The sequence below is a fragment of the Acidovorax sp. KNOB132 genome (genome assembly GCF_057541515.1).
On sequence record NZ_BAAJYT010000076.1, the window covers coordinates 1 to 17,044 of the forward strand.

The 17,044-nt window shown below is 67.4% G+C and carries 16 protein-coding genes and 3 pseudogenes; 10 read left to right on the plus strand and 9 right to left on the minus strand.

What is annotated here, in order from left to right; all coding sequences use genetic code 11:
- The 3 genes from AC27IO_RS12285 to AC27IO_RS12295 form a co-directional block, all read left to right on the plus strand.
- A partial coding sequence (locus AC27IO_RS12285; RefSeq protein WP_498739091.1) for a ferritin-like domain-containing protein occupies positions 1-639 on the plus strand: 639 nt, incomplete at its 5' end.
- Between the two features lie 105 nt (positions 640-744).
- Complete coding sequence (locus AC27IO_RS12290; RefSeq protein WP_284430136.1) at positions 745-2,010, plus strand: EAL and HDOD domain-containing protein; 1,266 nt, start codon at positions 745-747, stop codon at positions 2,008-2,010.
- Positions 2,011-2,087: 77 nt separating this feature from the next.
- On the plus strand, positions 2,088-3,371 hold the full coding sequence (locus AC27IO_RS12295; protein ID WP_284395463.1) for an EAL and HDOD domain-containing protein: 1,284 nt from the start codon (positions 2,088-2,090) through the stop codon (positions 3,369-3,371).
- Positions 3,372-3,421: 50 nt separating this feature from the next.
- Here the strand turns inward: AC27IO_RS12295 and AC27IO_RS12300 are convergent, their stop codons facing one another.
- Positions 3,422-4,360: an AraC family transcriptional regulator gene (locus tag AC27IO_RS12300; RefSeq protein ID WP_498739092.1), complete on the minus strand. Its 939-nt coding sequence runs from the start codon at positions 4,358-4,360 to the stop codon at positions 3,422-3,424.
- 122 nt (positions 4,361-4,482) lie between these two features.
- Between AC27IO_RS12300 and AC27IO_RS12305 the strand changes: the two genes are divergently transcribed.
- Positions 4,483-4,935: a nuclear transport factor 2 family protein gene (locus AC27IO_RS12305; protein ID WP_284430133.1), complete on the plus strand. Its 453-nt coding sequence runs from the start codon at positions 4,483-4,485 to the stop codon at positions 4,933-4,935.
- Positions 4,936-4,992: 57 nt separating this feature from the next.
- Here AC27IO_RS12305 and AC27IO_RS12310 read toward each other — a convergent pair.
- The 5 genes and pseudogenes from AC27IO_RS12310 to pyrB all read right to left on the minus strand — a co-directional run bounded on the left by AC27IO_RS12310 (position 4,993) and on the right by pyrB (position 10,017).
- A pseudogene (locus AC27IO_RS12310) lies at positions 4,993-5,984 on the minus strand (Bug family tripartite tricarboxylate transporter substrate binding protein).
- Between the two features lie 78 nt (positions 5,985-6,062).
- On the minus strand, positions 6,063-6,962 hold the full coding sequence (gene xerD / locus AC27IO_RS12315; protein WP_317359465.1) for a site-specific tyrosine recombinase XerD: 900 nt from the start codon (positions 6,960-6,962) through the stop codon (positions 6,063-6,065).
- Between the two features lie 80 nt (positions 6,963-7,042).
- Positions 7,043-8,004: pseudogene (locus AC27IO_RS12320) on the minus strand (tripartite tricarboxylate transporter substrate binding protein BugE).
- Between the two features lie 232 nt (positions 8,005-8,236).
- The gene (locus AC27IO_RS12325; protein WP_317359460.1) at positions 8,237-8,959 is read right to left on the minus strand and encodes a sulfite exporter TauE/SafE family protein; all 723 of its coding nucleotides are present in this window, start codon (positions 8,957-8,959) and stop codon (positions 8,237-8,239) included.
- 20 nt (positions 8,960-8,979) lie between these two features.
- Entirely contained in the window at positions 8,980-10,017 is a 1,038-nt protein-coding gene (gene pyrB, locus AC27IO_RS12330) for an aspartate carbamoyltransferase (protein ID WP_498739093.1), read from the minus strand.
- A gap of 188 nt (positions 10,018-10,205) precedes the next feature.
- Here pyrB and AC27IO_RS12335 point away from each other — a divergent pair, with 188 nt between their 5' ends.
- Both AC27IO_RS12335 and AC27IO_RS12340 read left to right on the plus strand, forming a co-directional pair.
- Entirely contained in the window at positions 10,206-11,126 is a 921-nt protein-coding gene (locus tag AC27IO_RS12335) for a LysR family transcriptional regulator (RefSeq protein WP_284406014.1), read from the plus strand.
- A gap of 49 nt (positions 11,127-11,175) precedes the next feature.
- Positions 11,176-12,093, plus strand: a complete 918-nt coding sequence (locus tag AC27IO_RS12340; protein WP_284430249.1) for an AEC family transporter — start codon at positions 11,176-11,178, stop codon at positions 12,091-12,093.
- 25 nt (positions 12,094-12,118) lie between these two features.
- Here the strand turns inward: AC27IO_RS12340 and AC27IO_RS12345 are convergent, their stop codons facing one another.
- The 3 genes from AC27IO_RS12345 to queG all read right to left on the minus strand — a co-directional run bounded on the left by AC27IO_RS12345 (position 12,119) and on the right by queG (position 14,415).
- Positions 12,119-12,862: an LrgB family protein gene (locus AC27IO_RS12345; RefSeq protein ID WP_284430126.1), complete on the minus strand. Its 744-nt coding sequence runs from the start codon at positions 12,860-12,862 to the stop codon at positions 12,119-12,121.
- A gap of 10 nt (positions 12,863-12,872) precedes the next feature.
- Entirely contained in the window at positions 12,873-13,232 is a 360-nt protein-coding gene (locus AC27IO_RS12350) for a CidA/LrgA family protein (protein ID WP_498739094.1), read from the minus strand.
- A 97-nt stretch (positions 13,233-13,329) separates the two neighbouring features.
- Positions 13,330-14,415, minus strand: a complete 1,086-nt coding sequence (gene queG / locus AC27IO_RS12355; protein WP_498739095.1) for a tRNA epoxyqueuosine(34) reductase QueG — start codon at positions 14,413-14,415, stop codon at positions 13,330-13,332.
- A 12-nt stretch (positions 14,416-14,427) separates the two neighbouring features.
- On the opposite strand from queG, the gene tsaE reads away from it, so the two are divergent.
- The 4 genes and pseudogenes from tsaE to pxpB form a co-directional block, all read left to right on the plus strand.
- Positions 14,428-14,943 carry a tRNA (adenosine(37)-N6)-threonylcarbamoyltransferase complex ATPase subunit type 1 TsaE gene (gene tsaE / locus AC27IO_RS12360; RefSeq protein WP_498739096.1) on the plus strand — a complete coding sequence of 172 codons (516 nt, stop codon included), beginning with the start codon at positions 14,428-14,430 and terminating at the stop codon, positions 14,941-14,943.
- Positions 14,940-15,623, plus strand: a complete 684-nt coding sequence (locus AC27IO_RS12365) for an acyl-CoA thioester hydrolase/BAAT C-terminal domain-containing protein (RefSeq protein WP_498739097.1) — start codon at positions 14,940-14,942, stop codon at positions 15,621-15,623. The genes tsaE and AC27IO_RS12365 overlap by 4 nt, the downstream gene beginning before the upstream one ends.
- Positions 15,624-15,927: 304 nt before the next feature.
- A pseudogene (locus AC27IO_RS12370) lies at positions 15,928-16,398 on the plus strand (LamB/YcsF family protein); the annotation flags it as partial.
- A partial coding sequence (gene pxpB / locus AC27IO_RS12375) for a 5-oxoprolinase subunit PxpB (protein WP_498739098.1) occupies positions 16,398-17,044 on the plus strand: 647 nt, incomplete at its 3' end. The pseudogene AC27IO_RS12370 and the gene pxpB, both read left to right, overlap by 1 nt.

Genomic DNA, 17,044 nt, shown 5'->3' on the forward strand with positions numbered 1-17,044 from the left:
CCGCCCCTGCTGCGCCACACCGAGGTGGCGCGCCGCTCGCCGGCCACGCACGAGGGCCGCGCGGTGCTGATGCACGCCATCGCGCACATCGAATTCAACGCCATCAACCTCGCCCTCGACGCGGTGTGGCGCTTCGACGGCATGCCGCCGGACTTCTACCTCGACTGGCTGCGGGTGGCGGCCGAAGAGGCCAAGCACTTCGGATTGCTGCGCGAACACCTGCGAAGCATGGGGCACGACTACGGCGATTTTCCCGCCCACCAGGGCCTGTGGACCATGTGCGAGAAGACCGCGGGCGACATCGTCGCGCGCATGGCCCTGGTGCCGCGCACGCTCGAGGCCCGCGGCCTGGACGCCACACCGCTGATCCAGCGCAAACTGCGGCAGGTGGGCACCGCCGACGCGCTGGCGGCTGTGGACATCCTGGACATCATCCTGCGCGAGGAGGTCGGGCATGTGGCGATTGGTAACCATTGGTATCGCTTCCTGTGCGATCGGGAAGGGCTGGACCCGATGGCGCACTACGCCCTCCTGGTCCGGCGCTACGAGGCGCCACGCCTGAAACCGCCGTTCAACGCCGATGCACGCCGCGCGGCGGGCTTCAGCGACGCCGAAATGGAGTGGCTGCAGCATGGCTGACCCGGCCGCGTGGGCAGCCGTTCTTTCCTACAATGCGCCCAAGCCCCGCAACCCCTTTGCCGAAGGGACGCGGCCCTTCCACCGATCGCCTTCCGTTTGCCATCCATGCCCCACACGCCTGTCGCCGGCAATTCCCCGTCCATTGCCCCCGAGAGCAGCCCTGCCGGCGCCATGATCGCCCGCCAGGCGATCATGAACGGGCAGCAGGCCGTGGTGGGCTATGAACTCTTCAACCGCTCGCGCTCCGGCCATGGCCACACGGCGGCAACGGACGTGTTCCTGGTGTTCACCGCGCTGTCGCACGCCGGCAGCGAGGAACTGGTGGGCAAGAAGCTCATCTTCGTCAACTGCACGCACGAGAGCCTGTCCGGCGGCCACCTGGAGCTGGTCGATCCCGACAAGGTCGTGCTGGAGATCCCGCCCCTGGGCCACGCGGCCGCCGAAGAGGTGAGTACGCGGCTGCCGATCCTGTCGGGCCTGCGCGAGCGGGGCTTCCACCTGGCCTTCAACCACACGGTGCTGGAATCGGCCTATGCACCGTGGCTGCCACTGGCCGACTACATCAAGCTCGACCTGTCCGTACTGGCGCCGGACCAGTTGGCCGTGCTCATCAAATATGCCGGGCGGCACTCCAAGGCCGAGCTGATCGCCGAGAAGGTGGAGACGGCCAAGCAGTACGACATGGCCTCCAGCAAGGGGGTGCAGCTGTTCCAGGGGTATTGGTTCTCCCGCCCCTCGCTGGTGGAGGCCAAGCTGCTCACCCCCGCGCAAAGCAGCATCATCCAGCTCATCAACCTCGTGCGCCAGCAGGCCAGCACGGACGAAATCGAAGAGGTTCTCAAGAAGGACGCGGGCCTGGCATTCAACCTGATGCGGCTCATCAATTCGTCGGGTTTCGGGCTCTCCCGCGAGATCACCTCGTTCCGGCAGGCCGTGATGCTCATGGGACTCAAGAAGCTCTTTCGCTGGGCCGCGCTGCTGCTCACCGCCTCGCGCGGTGGCGGCATCTCCGCCGCCGTCGGCCACACGGCCGTGGTGCGTGGTCGGTTGATGGAGCTGCTGGCCCTGGAGACCATGTCGCAGGAAGACGCCGATCAGGCCTTCGTGGTGGGCATCTTCTCGATGCTCGACCGCATGCTGAGCATGCCCATGGAATCCGCTGTGGGGCTGCTGCACGTGCCCGGCACCGTGTCGGACGCCCTGCTGCACCGCGCCGGCACGCTGGGCGAACTGCTGCGGCTGGCCGAAGCCTGCGAATCCAGCGACGACGCCGCCTTCGATCAGGCCGCCAGTTCGCTGCAACTGTCCAGCCAGCAAATCAACATGGCCCATTTGCAGGCACTGGCCTGGGCGGACCAGTTGACGGAATGAGCCCCAGAGTGGGCGACAGCGTGCGGCTCTGGTGGTAAGGTCACCGAATTCATCCCACTCACTGACGCAGACCCTCCATGTCGAGCAACTCAGACAACGTACCGGCTTTCGAGAACACCGCCCCGCAAGGGGAGGACGAGGACTCGAGCAACCTGGCGATCATTGCGCGCCAGGCGATCGTGGATGAGCAGCGTGCCGTTTTCGGCTACGAGCTGTTCGACCGTTCCACCGCCTCCGATGCCCACACTGCGGCCAGCGATGCCGCCCTGCTCTTCAATGCCCTGTCGTATGCGGGCACCGAGGCCCTGGTGGGCAAGAAGACGGTGTTCATCAACTGCACGCACGAAAGCCTGGCCGGCGGCCACCTCGAACTGATCCACCCCGAAAAGGTGGTGCTGGAAGTACCGCCCTTGGCCGACGGCGCCACGGCCGAAGAGATCGAAGGGCGCGTGTCCACGCTCGAAGGCCTGCGCACGCGGGGCTTTCGCCTCGCCTTCAACCAGAACGTGCTGCGCCGCACCTATGCCAGCTGGCTGCCGCTGGCCGCCTTCGTCAAGCTGGACATGCAGGCCTTCCGGGCCGAGCTGGCCGAGCCCCTGGTGAAGTTCGCGCGCGCCAACTCCAAGGCCACGCTGGTGGCCGAAAAGGTCGAGACCGCCGAGCAGCACGAGCGCATGTCCGCCCTGGGCGTGAAGCTGTTCCAGGGCTACTGGTTCGCCCAGCCCGCGCTGGTGAAGGCCCAGACCATCCGGCCTTCGCAGGCGACGATCATCCAGCTCATCAACCTGGTGCGAAAGCAGGCCAGCACGGCGGAGATCGAGGAGCTGCTCAAGAAGGACCCCACGCTGTCCTTCAACCTGCTGCGGTTCATCAACTCGTCGGGCTTCGGCCTGTCGTGCGAGGTCACCTCGTTCCGGCACGCCGTCATGATCCTGGGGCTCAAGAAGCTGTTCCGCTGGGCGGCGCTGCTCATGACCACCTCGCGCGCCGGCGGCTCTCCACCCGCCGTGGGCCAGACCGCCGTGGTGCGCGGCCGCCTCATGGAGCTGCTCGCCGCGGAACTGCTGCCGCCCGAGGAGTGCGACAACGCCTTCGTGGTCGGCGTGTTCTCGCTGCTGGACACCATGCTGGGCGTTCCGCTGGAAAAGGCGCTCGACTCCGTCGCCCTGCCCCAGCCCGTGATCGATGCGCTGCTGCACAACACCGGCGTGTTCGCGCCGTTCCTGGAACTCACCAAGGCCTGCGAAAGCGGCGACGAGGTGGCGTTCGCTCGCTCGGCCGACGCGCTGCACCTGTCCAACCGACAGGTGAACTGGGCCCACCTGCAGGCGCTGACCTGGGCGGAAAGCCTGGGCGAGTGAGCGGTAAGGCCCCCGGTCGGTCCAGGCCGGGCCGGGGCTGGTTCCACGTTCTAACCAGCGTGTAACAGTGGGCTTTCACCCCGTTGCCTGCGACGAAACTCCGCAGGAGAACAGCGCACTTCGCGTTTGAAGAATTTGGTGAAGTTGGTCGCCTCGTCAAAGCCCAGCCTGTCGGCAATGGCGCCAATGGGCAAGTCCGTGTGCACCAGCAGCCGCTTGGCTTCGAGATTGATCCGTGCCGCGATCCACCCTTTGGCGGTCATGCCTGTAGCGGCGGCCAAAGACCGGCCCAGACTCTTTTCTGTATATCCGAGGTGACTGGCGTAATCGGCCACCTGATGCCAATTCGCAAAGCGCTCTTCAACCAGCGCCTGAAACCGTTGGAAGCGCTGTGACGCAGCGGAAACCGGCGGCTCATCCAACGGCCGCTGCCTTCCTTTCAGAAGGCTCAATCGTGCCAGCAGGGCGTGAAGTTGATGGCGCAGCAGAGCGTGCACGTGATCGAGGGAAGCCTCGAGGTGCGCGTCCTCGTACATCTGCTGAATCGAGCGACTCACCGTTCTCAACTGATCCTGGTCCAGAAGCAGCTTTTCCGGCAACCCGACCCGATCCGACACGAGTGCGGGGTCGCCCGATGCAGCAGATACGGGCATCGCAAACTCCGAGCGAAACAGGACGATCCAACCCTCCCAGTCTTCATCGCTCCCGAGGTTATGGGCCTGACCTGGTCGAACAATCAAAAACGTTCCTTGTTCGCAGGCAAACGGCTGGAAATCCACCCATTGAACGCACTCTCCTTGCGTGATGCACACCAGCATGAAAAAGTCGTAGCGATGGGTCGTTTGCACTTTTTCCTTGCCGCCGCGGCGCCATAGATCACCCGCCGGATAGACCTCCAGATCGAGCCGGTAGGGCGCCGTGGGGTCGTACTTCAGCCGCGGGATACCCGCATTGATCATCCCTTTTGGAACACTCGCCACCTTCGACATCACTTGCCTCGCCTTTTGCATGAATGTCCCAAAAATACCATTTATTGTCCCAATAACATCGAGCAAATGGTCTTTATTTGTCCAACAATCACCATTCATATTTTATTGAAAGGTGATTTTTCATGACTGGCATCGACATTTCCAAGGCCTATATTCATGCGGTCCAGACGGGCGATCAGACGGCATTGATCCGACTGATTTCTCCCGATGTGATCTGGCACCAGCCAGGCAATCATCAGTTTTCCGGAACGCATCGCGGCATGGCGCAAGTCGGTCCGATGCTGGGCAAGATGATGGAAATCTCCAAAGGCACCTTCACGATCACCCACGCCAGTCACTACATGGCCAATGGCGACTGGGTTGCCGTGACGCTGGAGTTCGCTGGCGAGGCCAACGGCGTCAAGTTGAAGCAGCCGGGGGTCGATCTGATCCGCATCGAGCACAGCCAGATCGCCGAAGTTCGTCTCTTCTCCAGCGATCCAGCTCAAGAAGACTTGTTCTGGGGACGCGGCGCGGAGAATGAACCAGAAAGCGCCGTTCGCGCTCCTTCTACCGGCCCGCGCGCAGCTGCGTAGCGGAGTGAGCGTCGCGCATGCTCAGCCAAACGACCCCGCCACCTCCTGACAGCCGCATCAGTTCATCTGAATGCCCGCCGCGCGGATGATGCGGGCGTTGTTCTGCGACTCCTCGGCAATCTGCCGCACAAAGTCAGCCGCCTTGCCCCCTTGGGGCACGTTGTCGGTGGCTTCGAGCCGGGCGCGCAAATCCGGCAGGGCCAGGGCGCGATTGATCTCGGCATTCAAACGCTCCAGGATTGGCGCGGCGTGCGCGCCGGCGCGAACACGCCAAACAGCGAACTCACGTTGGCGGCCGGAATGCCCAATTCGGCCAGGGTAGGCACGTCGGGCAAAGTGTCGAGCCGGGCGGGCGCACCCACGGCCAGCGCGCGCAGCTTGCCGGCCTGGATGTGCTGCATCACCGCAGGCCCGGCATTGGTGGACAGCACTTCGAACTGCCCGCTGAGCGCATCGTTGAGCTGCTGGCCGCCGCCCTTGTAAGGCACATGCGTGATCTGCGCCTGGGTGGACTGCATGATCTGCTCCAGCATGATGTGCCCGAGCGACGCCAGCCCCGAGGTGGCCCATCGCACCGCTCCTGGCTGCGCCTTCGCAGTGGCGAGCAACTGGCGGAAATCCTTGGCCTGGCTGGCGGGCGTGCCCAGCAGCAGCACGGGAGAGACCATCACGCTGGCCACCGGCGCGATGTCCTTGGCCGGATCGAACGGCGATTTGCCCAGGTGCGGGTTCAGGACCAGCGGGCTGATGGACGAAAAGCCCAGCGTGTAGCCGTCCGGCGCCGCCTTGGCCACGGCATCCATGCCGATGGAGCCGCCCGCCCCGGCCTTGTTGTCCACCACCACTGAAGTGCCCAGCTGGGCCGACAGCTTGTCGCCCAGGGCCCGGGCAACCACGTCGCTCACCCCGCCGGCGGGATAGGCCACCACGATGCGGATGGGACGGGACGGCCAGGCGGCTGCCTGCTGGGCGTGGGCTGCGAACGGCAGCGTGGACAGCCAGGAACAGCTGGCGGCCAGCATCCATTGCCGGCGGGAAAGATCGGTCATGCAAAGACTCCGGGTGCACAAAAGGAAACCGCGATTGTCCGCGCCCTGCGCAGCTCCCACCCGCTTCCCGGCACCCAACTATCCGCGGGGATGGTGCTGCGCGTGCAGCGCCTTGAGCCGCTCGCGCGCCACGTGGGTGTAGATGGTGGTGGTAGAGATATCCGCATGCCCCAGCAGCAGCTGCACCACGCGCAGGTCCGCCCCGTGGTTGAGCAGGTGCGTGGCGAAGGCATGGCGCAGCGTGTGCGGCGACAGCGGCACGGTGATGCCCGCCGCATGCGCCTGCTTTTTCACGATGACCCAGAACATCGCCCGGGTCATGCCCGCGCCGCGCTGCGTCACGAAAAGATCGTCGGTCTGCTGCCCGCCCAGGATGGCCGCGCGCGCCTCGCCCAGGTAGCGCTCCAGCCATGCCGCCGCCTCGTCGCCGAAGGGCACCAGCCGCTCCTTGCCGCCCTTGCCCATCACCCGCAGCACGCCTTCGCGCAGGCCCACCTGGAAGGTCTTGAGCGTGACCAGCTCGGTCACGCGCAACCCGCTGGCGTACATCAGCTCCAGCATGGCGCGATCCCGCAGCCCCAACGGGTGGCCGGTGTCCGGGGCGCGCAGCAGGGCCTCCACATGGGCTTGCGAGAGCGTCTTCGGCACGCGCAGCGGCTGGCGCGCAGCCTGCAGCCGGACCGTGGGATCGGCCGCGATGCGCCGCTCGCGCAGCGCCCAGTGGAAATAGCGGCGCAGCACGGTCAGGCGCCGATTGGCCGAGGTGGCCCGGGTCTGCGCATGGCGGGCCGCGAAATAACCCTGCAGGTGGTGTTCCTGCGTGCTGTCGATGGCCAGCGCGGACGGTTGCTCCGCCAGCCACTGGGCATACAGCGTCATGTCGCGCCGGTAGGCCGCCAGGGTGTTGCGCGAGAGACCGTCCTCCAGCCACAGCGCGTCGATGAAGGTGTCGATGGAGGTCTGGCTTTCGGGCAGCATCGCAAAACCATAGCACGATAAAAAAAAGGCCCGCGGGCGGTGCCGGCGGGCCTGGTCTGAGCAAGCGAAGACGCGCTGGCTCAGTCGAGCGACAGCTTCTGCTTTTGCACCACGGTCTTGTAGACCTCGAACTCGGCCTTGATCTGCTCGGCGAACTGCTCGGGCGTGTTGCCGATGATGATCGAGCCGGTGTCCTCGATGCGCTTGCGCACGGCCGGATCTTCCAGCGCCTTGCGCACGCCGGCGTTGATCTTGTCCACCACGTCCTTGGGCAGATTCTTGGGGCCCAGGATGCCGTAGTAGGCCATGCGGTTCACCGGTTCCAGGCCCACTTCCTTGAAGGTGGGCACATTGGGCAGCGCGGCCACGCGCTGGGGCGCGGCGACCACGATGGGCACCAGGCGGCCATCCTTGATGAAGGCCAGCGCCGAAGGCAGGTTGTCGAAGATCATCGGCACCTGGCCGGCCACCGTGTCGTTCAAGGCCGGGCCCGCGCCGCGGTAGGGAATGTGCGTGACGAAGGTGTCGGTCAGGCTCTTGTACAGCTCCATCTGCAGATGGCCGATGCCGCCCGTGCCGGACGACGAGTACGAATACTTGCCCGGCACCTTCTTGATCTCGGCGGCGAAGCTCTTGTAGTCCTTGGCTGGAAAGCTGGGGTTCACCGCGATGATGTTGGGCGTTGCGGCGATGTTGATGATCGGCGTGAAGTCCGTCAGCGGGTTGTAGGGCGTCTTGGGGTTGATCGCCGGATTGGCCGCCGTGGTGGACACGGTGGCGATGCCCAGGGCATAGCCGTCCGGCGTCGCTTGGCCGTCTCGGCCGCGCCGACCACACCACCGCCGCCCGCGCGATTGTCCACGATCACGGGCTGGCCCAGCGCGCGCGACAGCGGATCGGAGATCACGCGGGCGATGATGTCAGTCGTCCCCCCAGGAGCAAAGGGCACCACCAGCCGGATCGGTTTGGTGGGATAGCTCTGGGCCATGGCACTGCCCGTGGCCACGAGGACGGCCAGACCCAGCCAGTTTCGGCGCTGCATAGAAGTCTCCTTGTACTGCTTGAACACGATGAAAACGATGGTGTGCATCCTAATCGCTGACGCACGCCGATCGTGGTCCGCATGGCAGTCCACAGTGAGGGATTTCCCGCACGCGCAAGGGCGGTTCCCGTTGGCAGGAGAAGGGTTCAGTGACGTCGTTGAGTGGGTGGCGTTGCTCCTTGCAAGTCAGAAGCACGGGCCGGACGGGCCCCATGCGGAGGACGGTACGGCATCACGCCATCGCGTCCCAGATCAGCTTGACGCCGACCAGCATCGTGCCTGCCAGGAACACGGTTTTCATGCGCTCGGGCGACAGCACCCGGGCCACCCAGGCGCCCATCACACCGCCCAGGGCGCAGCCGATGAAGAGTGGAATGCCCCACTGGAAATCGACCGCACCGTGGGTGATGAAGGTCGTCACGGACGAGCCCACCACGAGCAGGTTGAGGCGCGTCATGACCGAAGCGCTGTCGGAAAACGACAGGCCGAAAAAATGCATCAGCGCAAAGATGAGAAAGGTGCCGAAGCCCGCGCCGAAAAATCCCGAATACACGCACAGCGCGAACACCGTGGCGATGCCGGCCAGGGGCAGCCGCGCGGCTGGCGCCGAGGTGGCGGCGCGTGCGGAAAAATCCGTCCGGTAGGTGATCCACAACACCACGGCCATCATGGTGGCGACGATGATGCGCAGCACCCGGTCATCGACCCCGGTGACGATCAGCGAGCCCATCACGGACCCCGCTGCCGCCAGGGGCCAGAGCACCCAGGGAATGCGCACCGGGGCCGCCACGCCACGGCGGTGGGCCAGCGTGCCGGTGAAGAACGAGCCCACGAGCGCGAACTTCACGGTGGCGATGGCCGCGGCGGCGGAATGCCCCATCAGCAGCAGCAACGGCACGCCGATGGTGACGCCCCCTCCGACCGTCACGGCCACGCCACCCACAACGAGCCCCATCAGGGCCATTGCGCAGAGCATCACCATGCGAGGGACAACTCGTCGTTGCTGAGCACGTCGATCGCACGGCGCGACAGCGCATCCGCCGCCAGCCCCCTGGCGCCACCACCGCCGTTGCCGCCGCTTCCTCCCCCCAGCGGCTGCGTCATGTAGCGCCGCAGCACGGCCATGCGCAGCGGCACGCCGTACGCGGCCTGCAGGAAATACTTGTTTTGCGGGGTCGGGTCCACGTCGGTGTCCAGCTCGTCCGTGCGAGGCAGGCAATGCATGACCGCCAGCCACGGTGGCGCCTTGGCCAGCAGCGCGCGGTGCACGCGGCATTTGTCCAGCTGGCGCTGGTACAGCGCGGCGTCGCTGAACATCTCGCGCTGCACGCGCACGACGTACAGCAGATCGACATGGCCCAGCATGGCCTGCACCGAATCGTGCAGATGGATGGGGCGGCGCGCCGCAGCGGCGAGGTCGGCCGGCAAAGGGCTGCCGTCGTCCGCTTCGCTGGCGGCATCGACGGCATGCAGCTCGACGTCGCGGAACTGCCCGAGGCCGACCAGCAGCGACTTCACCGCACGCGAGTAGCGCAGGCCGCCCACCAGCCCCACGCGCAGACCATCGAGGGTGTCGAAATGCTCGCGGGCGGTGTAAAGGTCAATCAGCGTCTGGGTGGGGTGCCGGGCGAGCCCTTCGCCGGCATTGATCAGCGGCACATCGAGGGTGCCCTTGATCTGCTCCATCACGCCATGGTCGGCGTGCCGCGCGACCAGCGCGTCGGAGTAGTAGCCGGCCATGCGGGTGGTGTCGAGCAGGCTCTCGCCCAGGGGTTGGCGGGTGCTGTGCATGTCGCAAACGCTCAGCACGCGCGCGCCGAGGCGGTAGGCCGCGGATTCGAAACTCAGCCGCGTTCGCGTACTGGGCTGGCAAAACAGGGTGAAAACGATTTTTCCGGCCAGCGCATTTCCAAATTCCCCGGGAAACCGCCGAATGTCGTCGACATCGGAAAACAGCGTCTCGATTTCGCTGCGCGAAAGGTCTTCGATGGATATCAGGTTTTTTGAGGCCATGCGCCATCAATCATTGCAGCCGACAAATACAAGGCGCTATCGGTGCGCCAGTGCGCACCGATAGCAGCTTGCTCCTCCCCTCCCGGCTTTTATTCAAGTCTCTGGAATTTTTTGCACGGGATGAATATTGACGGCATTCAATCCATAAGTGAAGATTTGCCGTCTTATACAAAACATAAGCTAAGCCTATGGAACGTACCTTGGATCTCGATCAATTACGGACCTTCGCGCTGGTGCTGGAATTGGGGAGTTTTTCTGCTGCGGCGCAACGGCTGGGGGTGACCCAGCCCGCGGTGAGCCTGCAGGTGAGAAATCTGGAGCGCCGGCTGTCGGTGCGCCTCATCGAGCGGGTGGGCCGCCGCGTGGGCCCGACCTCCGCTGGCGCGGATCTGCTGGCCCATGTGCCGCATGTGACGGCCGCCGTGGCCAATGCCGTGAGCGCCGCCACCTTCCACTCGGCCGGGGTGACGGGGCGCGTGCGGCTGGGCACGGGCCTGACCTCGTGCCTGTACCTGCTGCCGCCCATCCTGCAGGACCTGCGCAAGCGCTTTCCATCGCTGAGCATCCTCGTGAGCACGGGCAACACGGAGGACTACGTGCGCCGCATCGAGGACAACTCGATCGATGCCGCCATCGTGACGCTGCCCATTGTCTCGCGTGCGGTCGCCGTGGTCCCCATCCTGGAGGACGAGCTCATGGCCATCTGCCGCCGAGGCACCTGCCACTGGCCGCGGGCGGTCACCGCGCAGATGATGAACCAGCACCCGCTGGTGAAGTTCGAGACGGGCAGCAGCACGCGCGGGATCGTGGACGACTGGCTGAGCGCCGGCGGCACCCTGCCCACGCCCGCCCCCGTCATGGAGTTCGACAGCGTGGAGGCCATCAAGGCGATGGTGGCGGCCGGCCTGGGCTGCGGCATCCTGCCGCGCATGGCGCTGTCGGGCCACAGCCGCCGCCATGAAGACCTCGAACTGCGGCCGCTGGACCCGCCCCTGTACCGCACCCAGGCCCTCATCACCCGCCACGACAAGCCCATGAACCGGGGGCTGCAAAAGGTGATCGAGGCCATCGTCGAGGGCGGCAGGGCCGCGGCGCGGCCCGGTCCCTGAGGCGTCACCCGCGCCCGGCCCAGGCGGCCACCGGGGCGGGCCGCGCGGTATCCTGCGGGCCGTGAATTACGCGCAGCTCCTCCTTCCCGACTTTGCCCTCATCCTGTGCGGTTACCTGGTCTGCCGCTACACGGCCCTTAACCGCACCGTGTGGCAGCCGGTGGAAAGCCTGGTGTACTACCTGCTCTTTCCCATCCTGCTGTTCCAGTCCATCGTCAAAAGCCCGATCCAGATCGGCGAGGCCTCGGGGCTGATCGGTGCCGGCGTGGCAACGGGCCTGGTCGGCATCGCGCTGGCCTACAGCCTGCCGCGGCTGCCCGGCCTGCGTGGCCGCATCGACCCACGCGACCACGCGGCCAGCGCCCAGGTGGCGTTCCGCTTCAATTCCTTCATGGGCCTGGCGCTGGCGGAACGGCTGGCGGGCCCGCAGGGCCTGCTGCTCATCGCCGTGCTGATCGGCGTGTGCGTGCCGCTGTTCAACGTGGCCGCGGTGTGGCCCATGGCGCGCGCGGGCCAGCACGGTTTTTTCAAGGAGCTGCTGCGCAATCCATTGATCGTGGCCACCGGATCGGGGCTGGCCGCCAACCTGCTGGGCTTTCACATTCCCGTGTGGATGGAGCCCACGGTGAGCCGCATCAGCGCGGCGTCGCTCGCGCTCGGGCTCATGGCAGCCGGCGCGGGCATGCAGTTCGGCCTGCTCACGCGCGGAAAGCTGCTGTCGGCATCGGTGCTGGCGATCCGCCACCTGGTGCAGCCGGTGATCGCGTTCGGCATGGCGCGGCTGCTGCGGCTGGACGGGGTGCAGACCACGGTGCTGATGGCCTTCTCCGCCCTGCCCACCGCGTCCACCTGCTACGTGCTGGCGGCCCGCATGGGCTACAACGGGCCCTACGTGGCCGGGCTGGTGACGCTGTCCACCGTGCTGGGGGTGGTCAGCCTGCCCTTCGCGCTCGCCGTGCTGCGCTGACAAACCCATGCGGCCCACGGGCCGCTCACCACACGCCGGCCCAGTGCAGAAGCGCCGCCATCGCCGGCATGAGCAGCGCCGTGGCGATGCCGTTGAGCGCCATGGCCAGCGCGGCGAACGAGCCGGCGGTGGCGTGGGTCTGCAACTCGCGCGCCGTGCCGATGGCATGCGCCGTCAGTCCCACGGCGAAGCCGCGCACCACCGGGTCGCCATCGAGCCGCAGCGCGCGCAGCAGCGGGCCGGCCATCACCGCGCCGGCAATCCCGGTGACCGCCACGGCCACCGCCGCCAGCGATGCGATGCCGCCCAGCCGCTCGGCCACGGCGGTCGCGATGGGAATGGTGGCCGACTTGGGCGCAAGCGACATCAGCGTCTGCATCGACCCGCCCAGCGCCCACGCCACGAGCACGGCCGACCCGATGGCCGCCACCGATCCGGCGAGCAGCGCGATCGCCACCGGCCGCCAGATCTGCCGGATCCGGCCCAGTTGCCCGTACAGCGGCACTGCCAGCGCCACCGTGGCCGGGCCGATGAAGAAATGGATCAGCTGCACGCCCTCGAAGTACACCGGGTACGGCACGCCGAGCGCCAGCAGCACGCACACGATGCCCACCACGGCCGTGAGCACGGGCAGCAGGAACGGGTTGTGGCCGCTGCGCCGGTACAGCCACAGCGCTGCGAGGTAGGCCAGCAGCGTGAGCGTGAGCCAAGTCAGCGGAGAGCGCTCCAGCGCCCCCAGCGCGGCCAGGCCGGTGGTGGGATCCGTCATGCGGGCGCCTTCATGCCGGCGGACCCGCGCGCCGACCGCGCGACAGCAGCCAATGCAGGGTGACGGCCGTCACGGCCATCGTCACCGCCGCACCGACGATGCAGGCGATGAGGAAGGGCTTCCACTCGTCCGCCACCCGGCCGAAGTGCACCATCACGCCGGTGACGGTGGGGATGAACAGCAGCATCATGTGCTGCAGCAGGGTGGACGCGGTGGTGGCCAGCGCTTCAGGCACGCGCCGCCGCCAGGCGAGCCAGGCCAGCAGCCAGAGCATGCCGACCAGGGCGCCCGGCAACGGCCAGCCCGTCAGGCGCACCGTGGCCTCTCCGAGCAACTGGAAGGCGATGAGAAGGCACAGGGCTTGGATCATGGGCAGGCCGGTATTGTCGGCCAGCCGCAGCCCGCCTGCACCCGGGCGTTTTGCCACAGGCGAATGCTATTTATTTGATAGCACGATGCCCTAGTAATTATTGTGCTGGAGGCCGTTTTTGCTCCAAGCCCCAGGCCACGTGCTCCCGCACCAGGGCGCTGGCGTCGGCGGCGCGGGACTGCAGCGCGGCCTCGATGCCGGCGTCCCCCGTGGCATGCAGCGCATTGCCCAGCGCCACGGCCACGTTGCGCAGCCACCGTTCGTGGCCGATGCGGCGGATGGGGCCGCCTTCCGTCAAGCGCAGGAAGGTGGGCTCGTCCCAGGCGAACAGGTGCGCGAGCTGCTGCCCGCCCAGGCCGGGCCGCGCGTCGAAATCGGGCAGCCCGCTGACCTGCGCGAACTTGTTCCAGGGGCAGATGAGCTGGCAATCGTCGCAGCCGTAGATGCGGTTGCCCATCGGGCGGCGCAGTTCGACGGGAATCGGCCCCGCATGTTCGATGGTGAGGTAAGAGATGCAACGCCGGGCGTCCACCCGGTGCGGCGCGACGATGGCCTGCGTGGGGCACACGTCAATGCACGCCTGGCAACTGCCGCAATGCGCGGTCACGGGCGCGCTGGGCTCGAGCGGCATGTCCACATAGATCTCGCCCAGAAAGAACATGGAGCCCGCCTCGCGGTTGAGCACCAGCGTGTGCTTGCCGCGCCAGCCCTGCCCGCTGCGGCTGGCCAGCTCCGCCTCCAGCACGGGCGCCGAATCGGTGAACACCCGGTGCCCGACCGGCCCCACGGCCTCGCCGATGCGGTCGGCCAGCTTCTGCAGCCGCTGGCGCAGTACCTTGTGGTAGTCGCGCCCCCGGGCGTACACCGACACGATGCCTTCGGAGGGGCGCTCCAGCCGCGCGAACTCCACGGCCTGCCAGCCAGGGCCGGCGCCCGGCGCGCCGTGCGCGGGCCCGGCTGGCGTGTCGCGCGGCAGGTAGTCCATGCGCGCGGTGATCACGCTCACGGTGCCGGGCACCAGTTCGGCGGGCCGGGCGCGGCGCAGGCCGTGGGTTTGCATGTAATGCATGTCGCCATGGAACCCTTGCGCCAGCCACTGCATCAACCCCGGTTCTGCGGACGACAAATCCACACCGGCCACGCCGATTTGGGAGAATCCCAATTCGCGGGCCCAGCCTTGCATTTGAGGAACGAGTTGACTGCTGCTGAACATCACCCCCGGATTGTAGAAAGCCCCCCCGCGGACACGCCCGTCGCGCTGCGCTGGGAAAGCGAGGAAGACACCGCCGCCTTCGCCGCCCGGCTGGCCGCCCAAGCCCCGATCGCCAACGCCTTCATCACCTTGCACGGCGACCTGGGCGCCGGCAAGACCACGCTGGTGCGCCACCTGCTGCGTGCGCTCGGCGTGCAGGGCCGCATCAAGAGCCCGACCTATGCCGTGGTGGAGCCGCACGAGGCACCGGGGCTGGCCATCTGGCACTTCGACTTCTACCGCTTCAACGACCCGCGCGAGTGGGAGGACGCGGGCTTTCGCGACATCTTCGCGGGGCCGGGACTCAAGATCGCGGAATGGCCCGAAAAGGCCGCCGCGCTCATCCCCGTTGAAGACCTTGCTATACACATTGAAGCAGGGGATGATGGCAAGCGGCACGTCACCCTGCAGGCCCGCACCGCATCGGGCCGCACCCTTGCACAAGGATCGAAGGCATGAGCGAAGCGCCACCTCCCCATCCACCCACGCGGCGGTCGCTGCTCCAGGCGGGCACGCTGGTGCTGCTGCTGGGCACGCTGTTCCCGGAGCAGGTCTCGGCCGTCATCGGCTACGTGCCGGGCGCGGTGGTGCACAGCGCGCAGAACGCTTGCAACCCCGCCAACGGCCCCGACAGCCGCAACGGCCCGGCGTGGATCTTCCGCGGCCAGCCGCTGCCGCACCTGTGGGAGAACAACCGCACGGCCACCTGGGCGCCGTGGGACGAGGGACCCGAGCCGCGCCGCCATGCCAACGCGCTGCTCACCGCGCTGCAGGACGAGGAGGCCGTGGAGCGCGCCCGCATCCGCGTGGAGCGCATCCGCGGCCCGGTGCTGCTGCTGACCGCCGAGGACGACGGCTCCTGGCCCTCGTCGCGCTACGGCCGCATGGTCGTGGAGCGGCTGAAGGCCCATGCGCACCCGCACCCGGTGGCCCAGTACGACTACGCGGGCGCGGGGCATTCGATTTTGTTTCCCTACCTGCCCACCACGCAGACCGTGTACGCCCACCCGGTCTCGGGCCGGCTCAGCACCGGCGGCGGCGCGCCCGCGCCCAACGCCTGGGCCGACGAACACTCGTGGCGGCAGGTGCTATCGTTTTTGAGGCAAGCTGCCCTAGAAGAATCTGTGCTGCAGCCCTAAAACACTGATATTCCTGGCGGCCGACGGGCCGCCCCACCGGAGCCGACCATGACCGATGCATCCCTTTCCCCCGACCTGGTGGACACCCTGGTGCCGCTGACCGCAGGCGACCCCGTGCACGCCGTGCGCCACCAGCGCGACAAGGTGGTCGCCGCCACCCAGGGCAGCTACGACAGCCTGTTCGATCCCGCGCTGGAGGGCCTCTCCCTGGCCGAGCGCCTGCTGGCGGCGCGGGCCATCGCCACCCAGGCCGGCAGCGCACCGGTGGCGGCGCACTACACGGCGCGGCTGCAGGGCCTGGCCAAGCGCCGGCACCGAAGTGCGCTACGTGAAGCCCCACGGCGCGCTCTACAACACCATCGCCCACGACGCCCGCCAGGCGCGCGACGTGATCACCGCGCTGCGCGAGATCGACGACCGCCTGGTGCTGGTGGCGCTGGCCGGCTCGCCATTGATCGGCTGGGCGCGCGACGCCGGCCTGCGCGTGGTGGCCGAAGCCTTTGCCGACCGCGCCTACACCCCGGCCGGCACGCTGGTGTCACGCCGCGAAAAGGGCGCCGTGCTGCACGACGCCGCGCTGATCGCCGAGCGCATGCTGCGCCTGGTGTCCGACGGCGTGATCGAGGCCATCGACGGCAGCCAGGTGCGCATCGGGGCCGACTCGATCTGCGTGCACGGCGACAGCCCCGACGCCGTCGCGATCGCGCAGCAGGTGCGCCAGCGCTTTGAGCAGGCCGGCGTGACCATCACGTCGTTCGCAGGGCAGCCCGCATGATGCGCTTTCTGCCCGTCAACCTGAATGCGGTCATGGTCGAGCTGGACGACCTCGACCAGACGCTGGCGCTGCTGGCCTCGCTGCGGCGCGAGCCCATCGACGGCATCGAGGAAATGGTGCCCGCCGCGCGCACCATCCTCATCCACTTCCGCCCCGCCGTGCAGTCGCTGCCCGCGCTGGTGGACGCCATCGCCCGGCGCGACGTGAGCGCGCAGGCCGAGCGCAGCACCACGCTGATCGAGATCCCCGTGCACTACGACGGGGAAGACCTGGCCGAAGTGGCGCACATGCTGGGCATCACCCCCGAAGAGGTGATCGCGCGCCACACGGGCAGCGAATACACCGTGGCGTTCACCGGCTTCGCGCCGGGCTTCGGCTACCTCACCGGCGGCCACCCCAGCCTGAACGTGCCGCGCCGCACCACGCCGCGCACCCGCATCCCGGCGGGCGCGGTGGGGCTGGCGGGCACCTTCAGCGGCGTCTATCCGCAGGCCAGCCCGGGCGGCTGGCAGATCATCGGCACCACGCCCACGGCCATGTGGGACCTGGGGCGCCCCGTACCGGCGCTGCTGCAGCCCGGCGACCGCGTGCGCTTCGTGGATATTGCTACTAAAAATGTAGCAGAACGCCCTAGTGAAACATGCGC

Bases quoted from the DNA above. Each gene is read 5' to 3' on its own strand.
- AC27IO_RS12290 (WP_284430136.1), top strand. From the start codon at position 745: ATGCCCCACACGCCTGTCGCCGGCAATTCCCCGTCCATTGCCCCCGAG.
- AC27IO_RS12295 (WP_284395463.1), top strand. From the start codon at position 2,088: ATGTCGAGCAACTCAGACAACGTACCGGCTTTCGAGAACACCGCCCCG.
- AC27IO_RS12300 (WP_498739092.1), bottom strand. From the start codon at position 4,360: ATGTCGAAGGTGGCGAGTGTTCCAAAAGGGATGATCAATGCGGGTATC.
- AC27IO_RS12305 (WP_284430133.1), top strand. From the start codon at position 4,483: ATGACTGGCATCGACATTTCCAAGGCCTATATTCATGCGGTCCAGACG.
- xerD (WP_317359465.1), bottom strand. From the start codon at position 6,962: ATGCTGCCCGAAAGCCAGACCTCCATCGACACCTTCATCGACGCGCTG.
- AC27IO_RS12325 (WP_317359460.1), bottom strand. From the start codon at position 8,959: ATGGGGCTCGTTGTGGGTGGCGTGGCCGTGACGGTCGGAGGGGGCGTC.
- pyrB (WP_498739093.1), bottom strand. From the start codon at position 10,017: ATGGCCTCAAAAAACCTGATATCCATCGAAGACCTTTCGCGCAGCGAA.
- AC27IO_RS12335 (WP_284406014.1), top strand. From the start codon at position 10,206: ATGGAACGTACCTTGGATCTCGATCAATTACGGACCTTCGCGCTGGTG.
- AC27IO_RS12345 (WP_284430126.1), bottom strand. From the start codon at position 12,862: ATGACGGATCCCACCACCGGCCTGGCCGCGCTGGGGGCGCTGGAGCGC.
- AC27IO_RS12350 (WP_498739094.1), bottom strand. From the start codon at position 13,232: ATGATCCAAGCCCTGTGCCTTCTCATCGCCTTCCAGTTGCTCGGAGAG.
- queG (WP_498739095.1), bottom strand. From the start codon at position 14,415: ATGCAAGGCTGGGCCCGCGAATTGGGATTCTCCCAAATCGGCGTGGCC.
- AC27IO_RS12365 (WP_498739097.1), top strand. From the start codon at position 14,940: ATGAGCGAAGCGCCACCTCCCCATCCACCCACGCGGCGGTCGCTGCTC.